The organism is Bacteroides sp. RCH18 (assembly GCF_058231005.1).
The window spans coordinates 2,705,217-2,722,724 of record NZ_JBIPTC010000001.1 but is presented as its reverse complement, the minus strand read 5'-3'; the positions used below and the strand labels follow the sequence as shown (position 1 = coordinate 2,722,724).

Below are 17,508 nucleotides of genomic sequence, written 5' to 3'. Positions count from 1 at the left end.
ATGAACGAATTGTTAAACATGAGGTTATTCGGGTTATTATCCGAAACCTCACATAAAGTAACTAACGAAGAATTGCAAGATGCCTATGGTGAGTTTATTGAACAAATAAAAACGGTGAGCAATGGAAATGATTATTCCACTACTTATCGGATTCTTGTAGCTACCCGTATTGAGATAGCTTCACTTGAAACAACACCTCTTTACGGGCAGGGGGAAAAATGCGCTTAAACAGCGGTTCTTACAAAAAACACTGGCGATTATTAATGCAGAACTGGCACTACTAAATTTCAAAATCACACATCCCGAATCGTTCCGTTCGATAACTTCATTGACATTTGAATCACTTTTATCGGTCATACCTAAGTTCCAATATCTTGGAATTATGGGTATGACTGAAATTCTTTCAGCCCTGATGTTATTAGGTGGTATTGTCGATAATACAGGAAAGAAACCATCTATCATTGCAATTTCAGAAGTCTTTGAACGGGCTTTTGGATTTAGTTTTAACGGTATCTATGACCGTCAGAGCGAACTTTTCAAACGCAAACCATGTAATCTCACCAAAACATTGGATGCTTTAAAAGCCGTCCTTATTAAAGAATATAAGAAACGACAAGCGGAAGCACTGAAAAATAAAGATGAAAAAAGATGATTTTGCAATAGTTTGATAAATAGCTATTTGCGTTTATGATATAGAGGGGTCAATACCGGACTCCTCTATTTTCATTTCTCTATTCTGCCGAACTTTGCTTCATCAATCGGTTGAGAACAATAATGTTAAACTTAAAATTGAAGCAAAATGTATGTAGATAATGAAAACTTCGACAAGTGGATGGAACGGTTATCAAAGAAGCTCACCGAAGTAGGGCAAGACCTGAAATCACTTATCAATACCGACAAGATAATGGATGAGAACGACAAACTTTTAGATAATCAGGACTTGGCGTTTCTATTGAAAGTATCTTTCCGAACCTTGCAACGGTATAGGGCAAGTGGCAAACTTCCTTATTTTACGATAAGCCACAAGACCTATTATCGGGCATCGGACATTCGGGCATTTGTTCAGGAAAATGCCGATTGTACTACCTATGAGCGGTTTAAAAAGGAAAACCAACTTGATAAGCATACCGAAGCAAAACAAGGTGGTTAATGTTACCACCTGATGAAGTGCCACCGCTCCCCATTTAGCAGAAACCGCCTCGCCTTGTGGCTAGGCTCGTTTCGCTAAATGAAGCAAGAGGGAACTGGACAAGTCCTGTTCTTCCCTCTTGCCCTGCGGGACAAAGCCTTCGGCTTTAAGAGGTTACATTTGTAATCGTTTATAACAGTGATTATAAGTGAAAAATCTATTCTGCTTATAATCAACTGAATAGACCTCACTTTCTTTATAAAAAAGTTATAATTATGGATAAGACCAGCAATATATCCACACTTACCACCATCGGGATAGACCGACAGACGGGTAAATTGATAGATAAGCTATGCAAACGCTATTCACTGAAAAAAGGGGAAATAGTCAGGTTAGCATTTGTCTATATTGATAAAGCGTGTATCAACCCATCGGAAGCACCCGAATCCGTAAAATCGGAACTGGCGAAAATAAGCAAACGGCAAGATGATATAATCCGCTTTATCCGACACTACGAGGAAGAACAACTGAATCCAATGATACGAACCGCCAATTCTATTTCAGTTCGATTTGATACGATTGGCAAGTCTTTGGAAACGCTTATTCTTTCCCAACTGGAATCCAGTCGGGAAAAGCAAACAGCCGTACTACAAAAAGTTAGTGAGCAGTTTGGCAAACACGCCGATGTAATTAACCAGCAGGGAAAGCAACTTAACGCCTTGTATCAAATTCACCAACGGGATTATAAGAAGCTACTTCAATTAATACAACTCTATTCGGAACTCTCCGCCTGTGGTGTGATGGATAGTAAACGAAAAGAGAGCCTAAAAACGGAAATTACCAACCTGATAAATACATAGCCATGCACATAGATTTTGCTCCACCATCGGGAGGAACATATAACAATGCAGGCAGTAGTCGGCAATTAGCCTCATACATGGAGCATGAAGATTTGGAACGGATGCAGCAGGGTATCTATACTGATGGCTTTTTCAACCTGACGGATGATAATATCTATAAATCGCAAGTTATAAAGGATATAGATAGTAATATCGGGCAACTGCTGAAAACGGATGCAAAGTTTTTCGCTATCCATGTCAGCCCATCGGAAAGCGAACTTCGAGTGATGGGAAACACCGAGCAGGAGAAAGCCGAAGCCATGAAACTATATATTCGGGAAGTGTTCATTCCTGAATATGCCAAGAACTTCAACAAAGAGCTATCCGAAGCGGATATAAAGTTTTATGGGAAGATACATTTTGACCGTAGCCGTTCCGATAATGAACTGAATATGCACTGCCATTTGATTGTCAGCCGGAAAGACCAAGCGAATAAGAAGAAGCTGTCACCGCTTACCAATCATAAGAACACCAAAAAAGGGACGGTAACAGGCGGTTTTGACCGTGTGAACCTATTCCAACAAGCAGAACAAGGTTTTGACAAGTTATTCGGTTACGACCGGCAATTCTCTGAATCGTTTGAGTATGCCAATACCATGAAGAATGGTTCTATCTCTGAACAACTTGAACTACAGGAACAGAATATTGCTGGCGAAAATAAAAAAGACGTATTCCAATCCAGTGAAAAAGAAAACATGATTTCTTGCAATCTTGATAACCAGCAAAATGAGAAACACGCTTTTAATCAACAAAATAACAGAAGCGGTGATTCTCTGTTGTCTATCCTTTCATTGGGAGATGGCAATAATTACGATGCTACACAATCAGAGGAATTGCAGGCACAGAAACGCAAAAAGAAAAAGAAGAAAGGGATTAGAAGATGATTGAATATGAGGAACTAAGAGCCGATATAGACCGCTATCTGATGGAGCGTTTCAAATATCGTAAATCACTGGTACGGCTAACAATTGATAATGCTATTATCACCCGTAGGAATAGCCGAATAGATTTGTATCTGCGTATCAGACGAATTGAAAGCCGATTTCCACCTGATTGCTTGATTATAGCTCGATTGAGTTTCAGTAAAGAACGGGTAGGACACGGAACACACTTTCTTAGATTTCTGACAAAAGTAGCCCAAAAATACGGCTTTAATCATATCGGTATAGAGTGTGCCAATGACAAAAGCGGAGCATTTGCCAAGAAGTTAGGCTTTTATTCCATAGATGGCGAGAATTACGCAATAACAGTAAACAATCTAATATCTTATTTTTCAATGGAATAATCTTAATTAATCCTTTCTTTCTCTGAACACAAAGGTATATTCCAAGAATAAAACGGCAACACCAAGCCGCAAGCGGTTTTTGTAAATTTCTTCCTTTTTCGTCCCGAAAAAGAGTAAATTTGCAAAAAGTGTTGCCTTATTTATTCTTTCCATATAGGAGATGTTTATCAGAGAAAAAAAGGAAAAAATATATTGATTGAAGTGAGTGGCAAGGACATCGGCTACCAGTTCAATCCATTGCATACACAGTTCCCCGAAGCGGTTGTTTTTTTCTCTTTCTTTGCTGCAAATCATTGCAATGACAGGAGTTTATAACAATCTAAAACAACATCAATATGGAAATTGTAGCTATCGAAAAACGAACCTTTGAACAGATGATGCAGAGGTTTGAGGATTTTTCTAAGCAAATAAATGCACTTTGCAGACAGAACCGAAGTTCCGAAAACTGGTTAGATAACAGGCAAGTTTGCGAACTGCTTAAAATCTCATCCCGTACCCTGCAAACCTACTGAGATACGGGAGTTTTGCCCTATTCACAAATCGGGCAAAAGTGTTACTATAAGACTACCGACATCAAGCAGTTTATCAATCAGCAACAAACCAAGAAATAGCAGCTATGGAAAGAGAACTTTTTGATTTAGATATATTAGTCGGCAACTGGGAAAGCATTAACTTGAATCCTACCGTAATGATTTATCGGAACAGTGAGAAACACCAATTAAGTATCATCTATATGAATGAAAATACCCGACAGGAAAACCCATTAACGTATGAGATTCAGGAGGATGAACAGGGCTATTTTGTGTATCTCAGTGGCAAAAGAACTTCGGTTTTTTATTCTTCGAGATTGGATATACTAACTATTGCTTCGTTGGGTGATTATATGAAAAACTAATAATCTGGATATACTCGACAACAAATCTCTGCAAATCGGATTGTTCTTTACGGCTTTAGATGAATTGCCAGCCACCATCAAACAAACCCTACAAAATCATACTCTGCATCTGAATGGTTAAAAGTACCTCACAAACCGAGATGTCTGCCAACTGTTCCGTATCTCTTCCCGTATTCTCCAAAACTGGAGGGAGACAGGAAAAATTCAGTTTATCAAATTACAGGGAAAGATTCTGTATAAGGAGTCGGAGATAGTTAGACGGTTAGAACAGAATCACTGATAGTAAGCTGTTTTAAATGAATATTTTAAGAAAGGCTTAGAAAATGGCTTCTAAGTCTTTTTTTATGTGTAGTTTTGCTAAACGAAATTTCACGATATTGAGATTTCATATCAATAGAATTGTATTATCCAGTTGTTAAATAATATAGCGATTATGTATAAAGAACTTACAAATGGCTCTTTCTTCATCCAAGAGATTGCGTATCCCTCTTTAATGAAGAAACATATCAAAAAGCATTCGTCGTTTTTACAACCGATGTTTGAAGCTATTAGTAATTCATTAGAAGTTACTAATGGAGCAGAAGATTGTATTACAATAAGACTATATTTCGCCAAGACATTAAAATCCGACAAATTAGACTTTCTTTCATTGGAAATTAGTGATACTGGTAAAGGATTTACAGAAGATAATCTAAGTAGATTAAAATGTTTATTTGATGAATCAAAAGGGCAGAATAATCTGGGTACAGGAAGAATACAGTACCTTCATTTTTTCTACAATACTGATATTTATAGTATTTTTGAAGAAGGAGGGAAGAAATATAAGCGTAGAATTGTACTTTCCAAAAAATTCTATTTGCCTAATCGACATTCTGTTATATGGATAGGAGATAAACTTGAAATAGAGGAAGATACTCCTACAGGAACGAGTGTGTCATTCTATTATCCTATAGACGAAGATGATAAAATTAAATATAATGAGCTTTCTCCGCAGGTGATAAAAGAATCTGTTTTTATCCATTATCTGAGTCGCTTTTGTTTGAAAAAGGGTAATTTTCAAGAGTTTAAATTTGAGCAGTACATAAACAATGTTCATGATAAGTCAAAAGATTGCTTTATTAAAGATAGTGATATACCTAAGCCTGATTATGAGGATTCTATAAAGGTGAATTATTCTAAGATGTCAGTAGATAATGATTTAGTCAAACTTTCTAAAACTGAAAATTTTGAAATAAAATCGTTTAATTTACCTGTGGGTATACAAAAGAAAAATGAAGTAAAGCTAACAAGTAAGAACGAAACCGTAGATGTGCAAGGTTTTGATTTCTCTTTTATGAGTGAAGCTCCCAAAATCGGGAATAATTATTATCTGTTTCTTATATCCAGTTCTTACTTGACTGATAAAGATACTGATGTAAGGGGACAATTGCTTCTATCTTCACGAAAAGACTTTCTGAAAAATCGGAGTTTATTTACTAATCAAGAAGAAATATTAGTTGATGACATTCAAGAGCAAGCAACCACATCTATTATTAATCATTATGAACATTTTAGAAAAGCAAAGAGTAATCAAGATAACAAAATAGATGAACTTGCCGAAATGTTCTCATTAGATAGAAATGTTCTAAACAAAGTCGGATATAAAGCAGGTGATTCAGATCAAGTTATATTAAAACGAGTTTATGAGTACAATGCAGATATTGAGGCTAAACAAGATGCTGGGGTTAAATCTATGATTGATTCTTTAGGGGAATTGGTTCCCGGCAGTAAAGATTTTAGTCGTAAATTGAACGAAAAGGTCAAAAGAGTAACTGAGTTAGTTCCTCAAATAAACAGAACTGAGTTGGCGAAATATATAACAAAAAGAAAGGTTGTATTGGATTTAATGCAGAAGACAATTGATAAAAAATTGAATTGTCAGCAGACTGGTACTAAGAAACGAGTTGACAATGAACGCTTTTTACATAACATTCTTTTTAGCCAACATTCTTCTAATCCATTAGATAGTAATCTTTGGATGATAAATGATGATTATATTCATTTTCAAGGAACGTCAGAAACAGAATTGAGAAATATATTGATAAATGAAAAACCTTTTTTTAGAGAAGATCTATCAAAAGAAGAAGAAGAGGAGTTGACTTCATTCAATCGAGACCGATTGGGTAATAGACCTGACATTCTACTTTTCCCTAAAGAACATAAATGTATAATAATAGAACTTAAGAGTATTGATGCAGATGTGTCAAAATTTGTATCTCAAGTATCTCAATATGCAGGACTAATTAGGCAATATTCAAAAGAAGAATATGAAATAACCTCTTTTTATTCGTATTTAATAGGAGAAAACTTTACTTTAAATGAGGTTCAACGTGCAAATCCTTTTTTGAAAAAAGCATATTATTTTGATTATTTATTTTGCCCAGCTTATCCAGTTAGTGGAGGAGATAATAGAAGGGAGGGTGAAATGTATATAGAAGTAATTAAGTATTCTACTTTGTTGGAGAGAGCCATTTCTAGGAATAAAATATTTACGGATAAGATTAAATCTTAAAGTGATATGTATAAGAAAAGGTGCTAATCTCAACAGAAAAGCACCTTTCTCAATTTATATCAGCTTATCCTTATATAGTTGTAACTAACAAACTCCCCACCTTCTGCATATCATTCAGAATACTCTGATCTAATACCTTCGCATATCGTTTTGTCATACTGATATTCGAATGACCTAACATTTTCGCAACATTTTCCATACTAACCCCATTTGCCAAGCAAACCGAAGTGGCATAAGTGTATCTGGCACAATGTGTTGAAAGGTTTTTCTTGATTCCGCACAAATCGCTGATTTCCTTGATATATGCGTTCATCTTTTGATTGCAGGGAACCGGAAGTAATACATTTTGTTTCTTACAGAGGGGGTGATCCTTGTACTTCTCGATGATGGACAAGGGTACATCTAACAGTGGGATGTTGCACATGTTCTTTGTTTTTTGCCGAGCCTTGCGAATCCAATAATTGCCTTCTCTATCCTTGATAATATGTTCTGCGGTTAGCTGCTTTACATCTATGAACGAAAGACCGGAATATGCACAAAAGACGAAAATATCCCGCACCAAATCAATACGAGGTATTTCAAATTTCTTATTCACTAATATCTGAAGTTCATCCCAAGTAAGAAACTCACGATGAACTTCTTTCTCATGGAATTTGATACCTACGAACGGGTCTTTGTTTATCCATTCATTGGCAAGAGATAGGTTCGTAATCTTTTTCAGGCACTTCATATAACGAATGACGGTATTATTGGCGCATTCTTTTTCAGTTTTCAGGTAGAAGTCGAAAGCCCGAATAAATTCTCCGTTAATATCTTTGAGCGGTAAATCGTCTGTGTCGTACTTGATTTTAATAAGCTCAGCTAAATAGCGTTTACAGCTTTCATAACGACGAACAGTAACTAAGGCAAAGTCTTTTCCTACTAGCTGGCGACATTGGTCGTTGTGTTCCTGAAAAATGACTATAAGTGTTTTCGGTTCTTCTTTTTTTTCCAAGCTAAAGAACTTATCCCGAAGGATAGTAGCCGAAATAGGCAAACCTTCCTGCTTCAAATCAGCATGGATATTATACAATTTAATTCGGGCTTCTTCGATAAACTTGTTCAGGTCGTTTGATTTGCGGTCTTTACCACGAGAACATTCTTTCGCCTGATTCCATAGGGAAGGGGTAATACTTTTACGGATATTCGTTTCAGAACGAACATTATTGACCGTAATCCGCATACATACAGAGGCTTCACCATTCTTCAATAGTTTTGTTTTCTTCAAGAAGAACAAAACACTAAATGAATTTCTTTCCATCATTTTTCTACCTGTTTTAAGTGATACAAAATTATGGAAAAGTGGAGAGAGTTTCGCTATGTAACATGCTGACAAACAGAGTCAAACAAAGACAAAAGGTGGAGATGTATTATCTCCTTATTTGCTCCACCTTTTGCTCCACCAAAGTATGTTGAAATTTGCTGTTTTTTGCGTAGCGGGTAAAAATAAAAAACTCCCGATATTTACTGAATATCAGGAGTTTACTTCTTTTTGCTTTCTCTAAAAGTGGTGCCACCAGGAATCGAACCGGGGACACAAGGATTTTCAGTCCTTTGCTCTACCAACTGAGCTATGGCACCTTTCTCGTTTGCGGGTGCAAAGATAAGTATATTTTTTAATACTGCAATAACTTAGAGAGAATTTTTCGTCTACTTAGGGAGAAAGAAAAAAAACTTTTCTTTCTAGGTAGAATAAATATGCAAATGTAGTATCATTTATTCGGTATATTTTATACTTTTACGAGTCAAAACGATCAGGGCACTACAAACAATAGAATATATTATTATGGCATTACAGTTTGTTACAGTTGTTTTATTAGCTGGATTCATTTATCTACTGATTAAGTATCAGTCGGTTAAGAAGAAAATGATATTGGAAACATCTGTAATGCTGCATGAATCCAAAGAGTTGACTTCCATACTACAGAATATAAACGTTTACTATCTGTTGATTGACAGAGACCTCATCGTCCACAATACCAATTATTATACACTGAATCATTTGACTCCTGCGCAGGGAGAAGAAAAAAGAGTCGGAGATTTATTGCATTGCAGAAATGCGATAGTAGCCGGAGAATGCGGGAAACATGAACAGTGTAAGTTGTGCTGTATACGTACATCTATAAGCAAGGCTTTTTATGAGAAGAGAAGCTTTAAGAAACTGGATGCCTCTATGCAACTTTTAAGTGAGGATGAAAAGACGGTTATTCCCTGTGATGTTTCTGTTTCGGGCACTTATCTGAAAATAAATGGTGAAGAACGTATGGTGCTGACAGTCTATGATGTGACGGAACTTCGAAATATGCAGCGCCTGCTGGATGTAGAAAGAGAAAATGCGATTTCTGCCGACAAACTTAAGTCTGCCTTTATCGCTAATATGAGTCACGAAGTCCGTACTCCGTTGAATGCCATTATCGGATTCTCTGGGTTGATGGCTACGGCTACCAGCGAGGAGGAAAAGAAGATGTATACCGATATTATCTCTGAAAATAATGAGCGGTTATTGCGACTGGTAAATGATATCTTCGATCTTTCGCAAATAGATGCAGGCGTGTTGAACTTTGTATATTCGGAGTTTGATGCCAATGATCTGCTGAGGGAGCTGGAAGGACTTTTCGGAATGAGGCTGAATGAGAATCCTTTGGTGACACTGGTCTGTGAAGCACATCTGGAACCGATTATGATGCATTCGGAGAAGCAGCGTATTATTCAGGTATTGACGAACTTGCTCCATAATGCGATGAAATTTACTAAGACAGGTGAAATCCGTTTCGGATGTCGTATGGAAGGCACGGATGAAGTCTATTTTTATGTATCGGATACCGGTATCGGCATTCCGAAGGAGGAGCAGGAAAAGATATTCTCCCGTTTTACGAAGCTTGATCGGGAGATGCAGGGAACAGGGCTCGGACTGACACTTTCGCAAACAATCGTTCATAATCTTGGGGGAAGATTCGGTGTAGAATCGGAAGTCGGTAAGGGTAGTACTTTTTGGTTCATCTTGCCTTTGGTTACGAAGAAAGAAATAACAAATGATAAGATATGAATAATCCCACCTTGAATCAGGAAATATTCAAGGTGGGATTATTTATGTAAACAATATGTTTAGCTTTTAAGATTTAGGTGCACCCGCATCTTTAATTCCGGAATCTGGCGATCCGTTGCTTGCTGCGGTATTTCCACCGGAAGGAGCTGGATTGCTTGTCGGAGTAGAACCGGAGGTTGTAGAGCCTGCGCTTGCCGGACCGGAAGTTGGGGTACTTGCTGGTCTGGTAGTAGCGGAACTGACCGGACTTGCAGACGATGTCGAAGCAGAAGCCGGACGAGCGGCATTTGCACTGTTGGCAGTAACACCGACAGTCACAGCCTGAGGCTGAACTTCCCAATGGAACGGCTCGAAATTAGAGTTCGGATCTACCCAAGACGGTTTCTTGGATGCGTAGATGATAAACGGAGCAACGACTACGATCAATGCACCGATGATCAATACGGAGAACCAAACGGTATTGCTACCGGTAGAAATTTGGCTGGGCGGGATGAAGCTCAGAATGAATGCGAGCAATGAACCACAGAAGCCAAGACCACCAATGAACCACATCAAACCGTTACCGGACTTACCGATACGGAACGGGCGGTTCAATTTCTTCATCTTATAACGCAGGGCGATAGCTCCGGAGAACATCAACAGATACATAATCAGATAAAGAATCACTGTCAGCTGTGACAGAATCTGATAGAAACTCTGTACGGAAGGCATAACGACGAACAACAAACTCAGCACAGTTACAGCGATACCCTGCACGAACAAGATATTCTTCTGTACACCCAGTTTGTTTGTTTTCTGGAAGAACGGAGGCATATAACCTGCTTTACCTACGGCAAAGATACCTTTTGACGGACCTGCAACCCATGTCAGCACACCTGCCAACACTCCGAATGCAAGAGCGATAGCGATGATCGGTGACAACCAGGAAGCGTGAATGTATCTGAAATAGTTATCGAAACCGACGAGCAGACTCTGAGTTAAGTTAATATCCTTGGCAGGGATGATAACGCCCAATGCGAAGGTTCCCAATACGAAGATAAGAACAGTGATCAGCGCACCGATAAATACGGCTTTCGGATAGTTCTTGGAAGGGTTTTCTACGTCTTTTACGTGGATACCGCCCATTTCCATACCAGCATAAAACAGGAAGATACTGGCAGCAAGGACGACGTTATCGAAGTTGGTAAAGTCAGGGAAGAAGCTGCTGTGGAAATCCATATTGGATTGTCCTCCGGTTGCCAGATAGATAATACCTAATATAATCAGCAAAGCGGCCGGAATAATCGTACCCACCATACCACCGATTTTGGCTACCTTACCAACCCAGCTCATACCTTTCAGAGAAATGAATGTAGCCAGCCAGTAGATGATAAGAACTACGACGAGGGTGTAATACTTGTTGTTTGCCAGCGACATATCATGTACGTCGTTCATTCCGATGAAGGCGATGGATACGGCACCGAATGTCAATACGGTAGGATACCAGATCGTACTTTCGATCCATTGTACCCAGATGGCGAGGAATCCCAGTTTTTTGCCGTAGGCTTCGCCTACCCACCGGAACACACCACCTTGCTTATCCTGAAACATAGCTGCCAGTTCGGCTGCTACGAGCGATGTCGGGATAAGGAAGACAATCGCTGCGAAAAGATAGTAGAAGGCCGAACTCATTCCGTATACGGCCTCGGCTGGTAGCCCACGCAATGATACTACTGCCGTAACGTTCATGATAGCCAGGGTAAACACGCCCAGCTTCACTGCATTTTTAATATTTGCCATAAGTTAAGGTTTTAAGTGAAAAATATTTTAAAGTCAGTGTTATAACAACATTTTGCGTGAGATGTTTCCGCAATCTCTTTCAAAGTTCGTTAATTAACATCGCCGGATGGCTCAATTGTAAACCTTCGGATGCCTGTTCCGAAACAATCGCTTTCTCAGATTGTTTCTAAGCATTATAAGTTACATAAGAATCATTTTATTATAAATTAAGTAGTTATGAAATCAGCGCTTTCCGATTTTATTCTGGGGAAAAAGGGGATTTATGGCATTCTCCACATTATTATATTGTTAATGTCCCTTTTTCTGGTTATTAGTATTTCGATCGATACGTTTAAGGGGATTCCTTTTTATACACAGTCCTCGTACATGAAGATCCAGTTGTGGATTTGCATCTGGTTCCTGTTCGATTTTGTACTGGAGTTTTTTCTGGCAAAGCATAAGTGGCGTTATATACGGACGCACTTTATCTTTTTGCTGGTGGCGATCCCTTATCAGAACATCATTGCATATTACGGATGGACCTTTTCTCCCGAAGTCACTTACCTGCTCCGCTTTATTCCTTTGCTGAGAGGGGGATACGCATTGGCCATCGTAGTGGGCTGGCTCACCTATAACCGGGCTTCCAGCCTGTTCGTCTCCTATCTGACGATGTTGCTGGCAACGGTCTATTTCGCCAGCCTTGCCTTCTTTGTCCTTGAACATAAAGTGAATCCGCTGGTCACAGATTATGGAGACGCTTTGTGGTGGGCATTTATGGATGTGACTACCGTCGGGTCGAATATAATCGCGATGACGACCACCGGAAGAGTACTCTCCGTACTGCTGGCAGCTTTGGGAATGATGATGTTCCCGATCTTTACAGTCTATATTACGAATCTGATTCAGCAGTCTAATCAAAAGAAAAAGCAGTATTATGCGGAAGAGGAAGAAAAGAAGGCGCCTGCACAGGGGACATAAACCTTTTTATAAGGTCAGACTCATATCCGTATCGATTTGTATTGGGATGATACACAGTGCGATATGAGTCTCTATATACTCAACGTATTCTCATACCTTTGAGAAATTTTTCTCAAAGGTATGAGAATATTAGTGTTCAAGTACATTGTTTTTTTGAATAGAGTACTTAAGGAAAATAGAAGTAAGATATTGATAGTAGAAAAGGTTACTACCCCCTCGAAGGATAGCAACCTTTTGTTTTTCTCATAGAGCGGATAAACTAGTCGACTACGATCAAGTGATTGTCACTGAATACGTTCAGTCCCAGTTTATTCATGACATATTGGATAGCCAATTGTGCTTTTACCGAATTGCCTGCACCATCCAAAGGAGGAGCGAATGCGGCAATACCGAACTGTCCGGGCAATACGCCCATTACACCACCGCCTACACCGGTTTTGGCCGGAATACCGGAGGTATACATCCAGTCTCCCGTGTGCTCGTAGAAGCCTACGGCAGCGATCATTGCAGTGATCTTGGGAGCGAGGCTGGCATCGAATACTTCTTTCTTTGTCACCGGATTCACACCACCGTTGGCGATTGTTCCGGCTGCCACAGAAAGCTGCAAGGCCGTTACTCCCAATGAGCATTGGCGGGTATACAGGTCCAGCGCCATATCCGGATCATCATAAATACGGTTGTAGTTCTTCAGCAACCACGCAATGGAGCGGTTGTTAAAGTTCGTATCCGATTCGGATTTGTACAATTCATCAATCAGCTGGGGAGCGCTGCCGCATAAATCGGTCACGTTCTCTACGATGGCATCCCACTTCTTGGCAGAGTCGCCGATAGGTTGTACCATACTGCAGGCGGAGATGGCACCGGCGTTTACCAACGGGGTAGACGGATGGTCATTTTCCAGCAGGATAGCGATGATTGAATTGAAAGGCAGGCCCGTTGCGTCAGCTCCGATCTTGTCTAATATTTCTTTGGCACCATATTGGCGCAGTGCAAGGATAGCCGTATGTACTTTGGATACGGATTCGATGCCGAAGCGGTAGTCAGTATCTCCCACATGGATGGTCTGCCCGTTGAGCAGGCAGACACTGATTCCAAAGAGATCTTTGTTGACATTGGCCAGATAAGGGATATAGTCGGCATTCTTACCGCCTGTATTCGTTTTCACCTGATCGTATGCCTCCTGTACCACTTCTTTCAATTGAGCGAGTGTTACTTTTTTGTCCATAGATCAATTTATTTTTTAACGGTTTTATGACGACGACCACCGTGATTGAACATCTTGGCTTCTACCGGAAGATTCTTTTCCTGAGCCATGCGGGTAGGAGTCGGGAAATCAAGTTTTTCCAGTTCGGCAATTGCGTTCTTGATATCACCCAGCAACATATCTGCCATGTCGCGGCTGAATCCCTGGCGGACAACCACACGCATTACTACATAATCTTCCAGCTTGGAAGGCAATGTATAAGCCGGAACCATCCAGCCGTGCTGAGACAGTTTGTCCTGCAGATCGTACAATGTCCACTTGGCACTCTTTGCATATTCCGGTTTCAGATACCAGATGAACAATGGGTTCACTACATTTTCGGAGTAGTTGACGAACGGAGCCATCTTGGCGATTTCACCGTGGATGTATTTGGCAATCTGCAAAGAATTATATTGTACTTCCTTGTAACCTTGGAATCCCAAACGGATGAATTGATAGTATTGTCCCAGAATCTGAGCGGCAGGACGAGAGAAGTTCAAGCCGACCTGAGTAATGTTGGCACCCAGATAGTTGACGCTGAATGACATTTCTTCGGGCAGGTATTCTTTGCCTTTCCAGCAAACCCAGCCAAGTCCCGGATATACCAGACCGAACTTATGACCGGATACACTGATAGAAAGTACCCATTTCAGACGGAAATCCCACTTCGTGTCCGGATAGAGGAACGGAAGAATGAAACCACCACTGGCGGCGTCTACGTGGATAGGAATGTCATAACCAGTTTTGGCGTTGTAAGCGTCGAGAGCTTTGTCCAGTGCTTCAACGTCATCGTTCAGTCCTGTCCATGTAACACCTTGGATAGGTACAACACAGATCGTGTTTTCATCACACATCTTCAGCGCTTCTTCGGGGTCGAGAGTGGTCTTGTCAAGAGTCAAAGGCACTTCACGCATTTCGATCTGCCACAGTTGCGCGAACTTTTCCCATACTACCTGGAAACCTGTTGAGATAACGAAGTTCGGTTTGTCAAACGGTTTACCCTGAGCTTGTCTTTTCTTACGCCAGCGCAACCATGCAGCTACACCGCCCAGCATACAAGCTTCGGAAGAACCGATTGCCAATGCACCGGTTTTCCATGTATCTTTTTCCGGAGAGTTCCACAAGTTGGCAACGATGTTGATACATTTACCATTCATTACGGCGATACGAGGGTATTCGGTTTCATCAATATAGTTGATGTTGATTGCCTCGTTCATCAGCTTGGTAGCGTAATCGTCCATATAAGTGGTTACGAAAGTAGCTAAGTTCAAGCGTGGCTGAGTCTGGGCAAAAGTTTCATCTTTAACCATTTGGTAAGCGACTTCAGGGGTGGTTGGTCCATCAGGAATTCTTTCTACCGGAGAGGGTTGTAACATTCTGTCTGAACCGAATACGTCGGTTTTTGCATCACCTTTTCTGAAATTTAAATCTTCCATACTAATTTGTTTTTTAAAAGGTTTAGGGCGATGGGGATTTTCCCCGTCGAATTTCCCTCAACAACAGCAGATGGTTTTGAAAGTTTTCGGCTTTTACATTATTTGGCGTTTATTAAGGGGCGGCTTTGGGGCAGGCGTAAGGTGGGGGGAACGGAAATAAAAAAGGCAAGAAGGGGTTGTTTCCCTCTTGCCTTTGGCTATTCGCTGACAACTGGCAGCTTATAGTTATCTGATACCTATTGAATTGTGTTGTTAAGGTTTAGCGGAAGTCCTTCAGTTCTTCCTGTAATTTCTGACGGGTGAAGAATATGCGGCTCTTTATTGTGCCTAACGGCAGGTTCAGCTTTTCCGCGATTTCGCGGTACTTGAAGCCGGAAACGTGCATGGCAAACGGGACTCTGTATTCTTTGGGTAATGAGTTGACTACACGGTGCATCTCTTTCAGGTCATAGGCTTTTTCGGTACTTTCAAACCCTGTGTCCTGCGGTAAATTCAGGTGGTAAAGGTTGTCCGTCCGGTCAACGAATGTCTGGTCACGAACTACTTTGCGGTAGTTGTTGATAAAGATATTGCGCATGATGGTATACATCCATCCTTTAAAATTTGTGTCAGGCATATATTTATCTTCATTGTCTAATGCTTTTAATGATGTTTCCTGCAACAAATCGTTTGCTTCTTCGCGGTCGGTTGTCAGCTTATAAGCGAAACGGAGTAATTCGTCTTGTACTCCTACTAAATCTTTTCTGAAGCTTACACTTTTCATATACGTTGCTTTTTAAATTGTGAATATTCGTTGTTAAATTTCGATGATGCAAGTTTACGGGATTTTTTTAAGTACGGCGGGGGTGAAACTGACGGAATTTAGCCTAAAAACTGTTTGCGGATAGTTTTTAGGCCATAATCTGATAGTTTTTGGGTGTTTTTCACCCGTTTTTTGAATATTCACTGTTGCCTCATTTGAACTTTATAAGGTAATCATTGTTTTCATCAGACCTAAACTTTTAACGAACCGGTATATGAAAATACAAACTGGAAGGGGAACAATACCTCTTATCACTTTAATAGCTATCTGGTCTATCTCGGCATTGACCTCTTTGCCGGGGCTGGCTGTTTCGCCTATATTGGGCGACCTTACCAAAATCTTTCCGAAAGCGACCGACCTGGATATTCAGATGTTGACTTCGCTGCCGTCGTTGCTGATTATCCCTTTTATCCTTTTGGGCGGTAAGCTCACGGAAAAGGTTGATTTTGTCCGTATCCTGAAAATCGGACTCTGGCTCTTTGCTGCAAGCGGTATCTTATATCTGATCTCCAACAAAATGTGGCAATTGATCGTCGTGAGTGCCCTGCTGGGCATCGGCTCTGGACTGATTATTCCTCTGTCCACGGGATTAATCTCAAAATATTTTGTGGGTACTTACCGGGTGAAACAATTCGGATTGAGTTCTGCCATTACCAATTTTACACTGGTGATAGCTACTGCCGTGACCGGATATCTGGCGGAGGTCAGCTGGCATTTGCCGTTTTTGGTCTATCTGCTCCCATTGATTTCTATTCTGCTGGTCGGTCACTTAAAAGAGAGCCGGTCTGACACCGCCGTCGAACCTTCTTCTCAAAGTACCACGCCATCCGAACAAACGGCTGCCGCAGATACCGGAGGAAGTAAATATGGAATCCATATCAGGCATCTGCTTCAGATCATGCTTTTTTACGGAGTGACGACTTTTATTGTGCTGGCAGTCATATTCAACCTTTCTTTCCTGATGGAGAAACACCATTTCTCCAGTGGCAATTCGGGACTGATGATCTCGCTTTTCTTTTTAGCGATTATGGCTCCGGGTTTCTGTCTGGACAAGATAGTGGATGAACTGAAAGAACGTACAAAAGCATACAGCCTCCTGTCTATGGCTGTGGGGCTGGCACTGATCTGGATTGCCCCAATCGAATGGTTGATTATTCCGGGATGTATCCTGGTCGGTTTGGGATATGGCGTTATTCAGCCTATGCTGTATGATAAAACGACGCATACGGCACTGCCTCAAAAGGCGACAATGGCATTGGCTTTTGTAATGATGATGAATTATCTCGCCATCTTGCTTTATCCTTTTATTATAGATTTTCTCCAAAATCTGTTTCATACCCAGTCGCAAGAGTTTCCTTTTGTCTTCAACTTGTTGATAACTATTGTCACATTCTTTTGGGCTTACCTGCGACGCGATACCTTTTTGTTTAACGATCAACTGAAATAA

At 40.4% G+C, this 17,508-nt stretch carries 18 protein-coding genes, 1 tRNA gene and 2 pseudogenes; 14 read left to right on the top strand and 7 right to left on the bottom strand.

Annotation, left to right across the window (positions count from 1 at the left end; all coding sequences use genetic code 11):
- The 6 genes from ACHLI0_RS10855 to ACHLI0_RS10830 all read left to right on the top strand — a co-directional run bounded on the left by ACHLI0_RS10855 (window position 1) and on the right by ACHLI0_RS10830 (window position 3,313).
- On the top strand, window positions 1-228 hold the full coding sequence (locus ACHLI0_RS10855; protein ID WP_390563342.1) for a hypothetical protein: 228 nt from the start codon (window positions 1-3) through the stop codon (window positions 226-228).
- On the top strand, window positions 185-652 hold the full coding sequence (locus ACHLI0_RS10850) for a hypothetical protein (protein ID WP_490749151.1): 468 nt from the start codon (window positions 185-187) through the stop codon (window positions 650-652). The genes ACHLI0_RS10855 and ACHLI0_RS10850 overlap by 44 nt, the downstream gene beginning before the upstream one ends.
- Before the next feature lie 147 nt (window positions 653-799).
- Entirely contained in the window at window positions 800-1,150 is a 351-nt protein-coding gene (locus ACHLI0_RS10845; RefSeq protein WP_490749150.1) for a helix-turn-helix domain-containing protein, read from the top strand.
- A gap of 254 nt (window positions 1,151-1,404) precedes the next feature.
- On the top strand, window positions 1,405-1,989 hold the full coding sequence (locus tag ACHLI0_RS10840; protein ID WP_490749149.1) for a BfmA/BtgA family mobilization protein: 585 nt from the start codon (window positions 1,405-1,407) through the stop codon (window positions 1,987-1,989).
- A gap of 2 nt (window positions 1,990-1,991) precedes the next feature.
- The gene (locus tag ACHLI0_RS10835; RefSeq protein ID WP_490749148.1) at window positions 1,992-2,912 is read left to right on the top strand and encodes a DUF5712 family protein; all 921 of its coding nucleotides are present in this window, start codon (window positions 1,992-1,994) and stop codon (window positions 2,910-2,912) included.
- The gene (locus tag ACHLI0_RS10830; RefSeq protein ID WP_490749147.1) at window positions 2,909-3,313 is read left to right on the top strand and encodes a GNAT family N-acetyltransferase; all 405 of its coding nucleotides are present in this window, start codon (window positions 2,909-2,911) and stop codon (window positions 3,311-3,313) included. The genes ACHLI0_RS10835 and ACHLI0_RS10830 overlap by 4 nt, the downstream gene beginning before the upstream one ends.
- A gap of 6 nt (window positions 3,314-3,319) precedes the next feature.
- Here ACHLI0_RS10830 and ACHLI0_RS10825 read toward each other — a convergent pair whose 3' ends face one another.
- Window positions 3,320-3,466 (bottom strand): hypothetical protein, encoded by a 147-nt coding sequence (locus ACHLI0_RS10825; protein ID WP_490749145.1) that lies wholly within the window; start codon window positions 3,464-3,466, stop codon window positions 3,320-3,322.
- Between the two features lie 221 nt (window positions 3,467-3,687).
- Here ACHLI0_RS10825 and ACHLI0_RS10820 point away from each other — a divergent pair.
- From ACHLI0_RS10820 to ACHLI0_RS10805, 4 genes and pseudogenes are all read left to right on the top strand, one after another.
- Window positions 3,688-3,924: pseudogene (locus ACHLI0_RS10820) on the top strand (helix-turn-helix domain-containing protein).
- 5 nt (window positions 3,925-3,929) lie between these two features.
- A complete protein-coding gene (locus ACHLI0_RS10815) occupies window positions 3,930-4,208 on the top strand; it encodes a DUF3876 domain-containing protein (RefSeq protein ID WP_490749143.1) in 279 nt (92 codons plus the stop codon).
- Between the two features lie 136 nt (window positions 4,209-4,344).
- A pseudogene (locus ACHLI0_RS10810) lies at window positions 4,345-4,488 on the top strand (helix-turn-helix domain-containing protein); the annotation flags it as partial.
- A 153-nt stretch (window positions 4,489-4,641) separates the two neighbouring features.
- Complete coding sequence (locus tag ACHLI0_RS10805; protein WP_490749142.1) at window positions 4,642-6,759, top strand: ATP-binding protein; 2,118 nt, start codon at window positions 4,642-4,644, stop codon at window positions 6,757-6,759.
- 70 nt (window positions 6,760-6,829) lie between these two features.
- Here ACHLI0_RS10805 and ACHLI0_RS10800 read toward each other — a convergent pair whose 3' ends face one another.
- Complete coding sequence (locus ACHLI0_RS10800; RefSeq protein ID WP_490749571.1) at window positions 6,830-8,059, bottom strand: site-specific integrase; 1,230 nt, start codon at window positions 8,057-8,059, stop codon at window positions 6,830-6,832.
- A gap of 247 nt (window positions 8,060-8,306) precedes the next feature.
- Window positions 8,307-8,379, bottom strand: a tRNA-Phe gene (locus ACHLI0_RS10795).
- Window positions 8,380-8,584: 205 nt separating this feature from the next.
- Here ACHLI0_RS10795 and ACHLI0_RS10790 point away from each other — a divergent pair.
- Window positions 8,585-9,844, top strand: coding sequence for a sensor histidine kinase (locus tag ACHLI0_RS10790; protein ID WP_490749141.1), 1,260 nt, complete (start codon window positions 8,585-8,587; stop codon window positions 9,842-9,844).
- 66 nt (window positions 9,845-9,910) lie between these two features.
- Here ACHLI0_RS10790 and gadC read toward each other — a convergent pair whose 3' ends face one another.
- On the bottom strand, window positions 9,911-11,623 hold the full coding sequence (gadC, locus tag ACHLI0_RS10785; RefSeq protein WP_490749140.1) for a glutamine/gamma-aminobutyrate antiporter GadC: 1,713 nt from the start codon (window positions 11,621-11,623) through the stop codon (window positions 9,911-9,913).
- Between the two features lie 216 nt (window positions 11,624-11,839).
- On the opposite strand from gadC, the gene ACHLI0_RS10780 reads away from it, so the two are divergent.
- Window positions 11,840-12,580 (top strand): potassium channel family protein, encoded by a 741-nt coding sequence (locus ACHLI0_RS10780; protein WP_055221821.1) that lies wholly within the window; start codon window positions 11,840-11,842, stop codon window positions 12,578-12,580.
- A gap of 259 nt (window positions 12,581-12,839) precedes the next feature.
- Here ACHLI0_RS10780 and glsA read toward each other — a convergent pair whose 3' ends face one another.
- Window positions 12,840-13,805 carry a glutaminase A gene (gene glsA / locus ACHLI0_RS10775; RefSeq protein WP_008765205.1) on the bottom strand — a complete coding sequence of 322 codons (966 nt, stop codon included), beginning with the start codon at window positions 13,803-13,805 and terminating at the stop codon, window positions 12,840-12,842.
- Window positions 13,806-13,813: 8 nt separating this feature from the next.
- Window positions 13,814-15,259 carry a glutamate decarboxylase gene (gad, locus tag ACHLI0_RS10770; protein ID WP_055221819.1) on the bottom strand — a complete coding sequence of 482 codons (1,446 nt, stop codon included), beginning with the start codon at window positions 15,257-15,259 and terminating at the stop codon, window positions 13,814-13,816.
- A gap of 30 nt (window positions 15,260-15,289) precedes the next feature.
- Here gad and ACHLI0_RS10765 point away from each other — a divergent pair, with 30 nt between their 5' ends.
- Window positions 15,290-15,484 carry a hypothetical protein gene (locus tag ACHLI0_RS10765; RefSeq protein ID WP_081013496.1) on the top strand — a complete coding sequence of 65 codons (195 nt, stop codon included), beginning with the start codon at window positions 15,290-15,292 and terminating at the stop codon, window positions 15,482-15,484.
- A 34-nt stretch (window positions 15,485-15,518) separates the two neighbouring features.
- Here ACHLI0_RS10765 and ACHLI0_RS10760 read toward each other — a convergent pair whose 3' ends face one another.
- Window positions 15,519-16,022: an RNA polymerase sigma factor gene (locus tag ACHLI0_RS10760; RefSeq protein WP_011108357.1), complete on the bottom strand. Its 504-nt coding sequence runs from the start codon at window positions 16,020-16,022 to the stop codon at window positions 15,519-15,521.
- Between the two features lie 253 nt (window positions 16,023-16,275).
- Between ACHLI0_RS10760 and ACHLI0_RS10755 the strand changes: the two genes are divergently transcribed.
- Window positions 16,276-17,508 carry an MFS transporter gene (locus ACHLI0_RS10755; RefSeq protein WP_048698245.1) on the top strand — a complete coding sequence of 411 codons (1,233 nt, stop codon included), beginning with the start codon at window positions 16,276-16,278 and terminating at the stop codon, window positions 17,506-17,508.

What these genes read in the sequence shown, in the direction of transcription:
- ACHLI0_RS10855 (WP_390563342.1), top strand. Translation starts at nt 1, where the DNA reads ATGAACGAATTGTTAAACATGAGGTTATTCGGGTTATTATCCGAAACC.
- ACHLI0_RS10845 (WP_490749150.1), top strand. Translation starts at nt 800, where the DNA reads ATGTATGTAGATAATGAAAACTTCGACAAGTGGATGGAACGGTTATCA.
- ACHLI0_RS10840 (WP_490749149.1), top strand. Translation starts at nt 1,405, where the DNA reads ATGGATAAGACCAGCAATATATCCACACTTACCACCATCGGGATAGAC.
- ACHLI0_RS10835 (WP_490749148.1), top strand. Translation starts at nt 1,992, where the DNA reads ATGCACATAGATTTTGCTCCACCATCGGGAGGAACATATAACAATGCA.
- ACHLI0_RS10830 (WP_490749147.1), top strand. Translation starts at nt 2,909, where the DNA reads ATGATTGAATATGAGGAACTAAGAGCCGATATAGACCGCTATCTGATG.
- ACHLI0_RS10825 (WP_490749145.1), bottom strand. Translation starts at nt 3,466, where the DNA reads ATGGAAAGAATAAATAAGGCAACACTTTTTGCAAATTTACTCTTTTTC.
- ACHLI0_RS10815 (WP_490749143.1), top strand. Translation starts at nt 3,930, where the DNA reads ATGGAAAGAGAACTTTTTGATTTAGATATATTAGTCGGCAACTGGGAA.
- ACHLI0_RS10805 (WP_490749142.1), top strand. Translation starts at nt 4,642, where the DNA reads ATGTATAAAGAACTTACAAATGGCTCTTTCTTCATCCAAGAGATTGCG.
- ACHLI0_RS10800 (WP_490749571.1), bottom strand. Translation starts at nt 8,059, where the DNA reads ATGGAAAGAAATTCATTTAGTGTTTTGTTCTTCTTGAAGAAAACAAAA.
- ACHLI0_RS10790 (WP_490749141.1), top strand. Translation starts at nt 8,585, where the DNA reads ATGGCATTACAGTTTGTTACAGTTGTTTTATTAGCTGGATTCATTTAT.
- gadC (WP_490749140.1), bottom strand. Translation starts at nt 11,623, where the DNA reads ATGGCAAATATTAAAAATGCAGTGAAGCTGGGCGTGTTTACCCTGGCT.
- ACHLI0_RS10780 (WP_055221821.1), top strand. Translation starts at nt 11,840, where the DNA reads ATGAAATCAGCGCTTTCCGATTTTATTCTGGGGAAAAAGGGGATTTAT.
- glsA (WP_008765205.1), bottom strand. Translation starts at nt 13,805, where the DNA reads ATGGACAAAAAAGTAACACTCGCTCAATTGAAAGAAGTGGTACAGGAG.
- gad (WP_055221819.1), bottom strand. Translation starts at nt 15,259, where the DNA reads ATGGAAGATTTAAATTTCAGAAAAGGTGATGCAAAAACCGACGTATTC.
- ACHLI0_RS10765 (WP_081013496.1), top strand. Translation starts at nt 15,290, where the DNA reads ATGGGGATTTTCCCCGTCGAATTTCCCTCAACAACAGCAGATGGTTTT.
- ACHLI0_RS10760 (WP_011108357.1), bottom strand. Translation starts at nt 16,022, where the DNA reads ATGAAAAGTGTAAGCTTCAGAAAAGATTTAGTAGGAGTACAAGACGAA.
- ACHLI0_RS10755 (WP_048698245.1), top strand. Translation starts at nt 16,276, where the DNA reads ATGAAAATACAAACTGGAAGGGGAACAATACCTCTTATCACTTTAATA.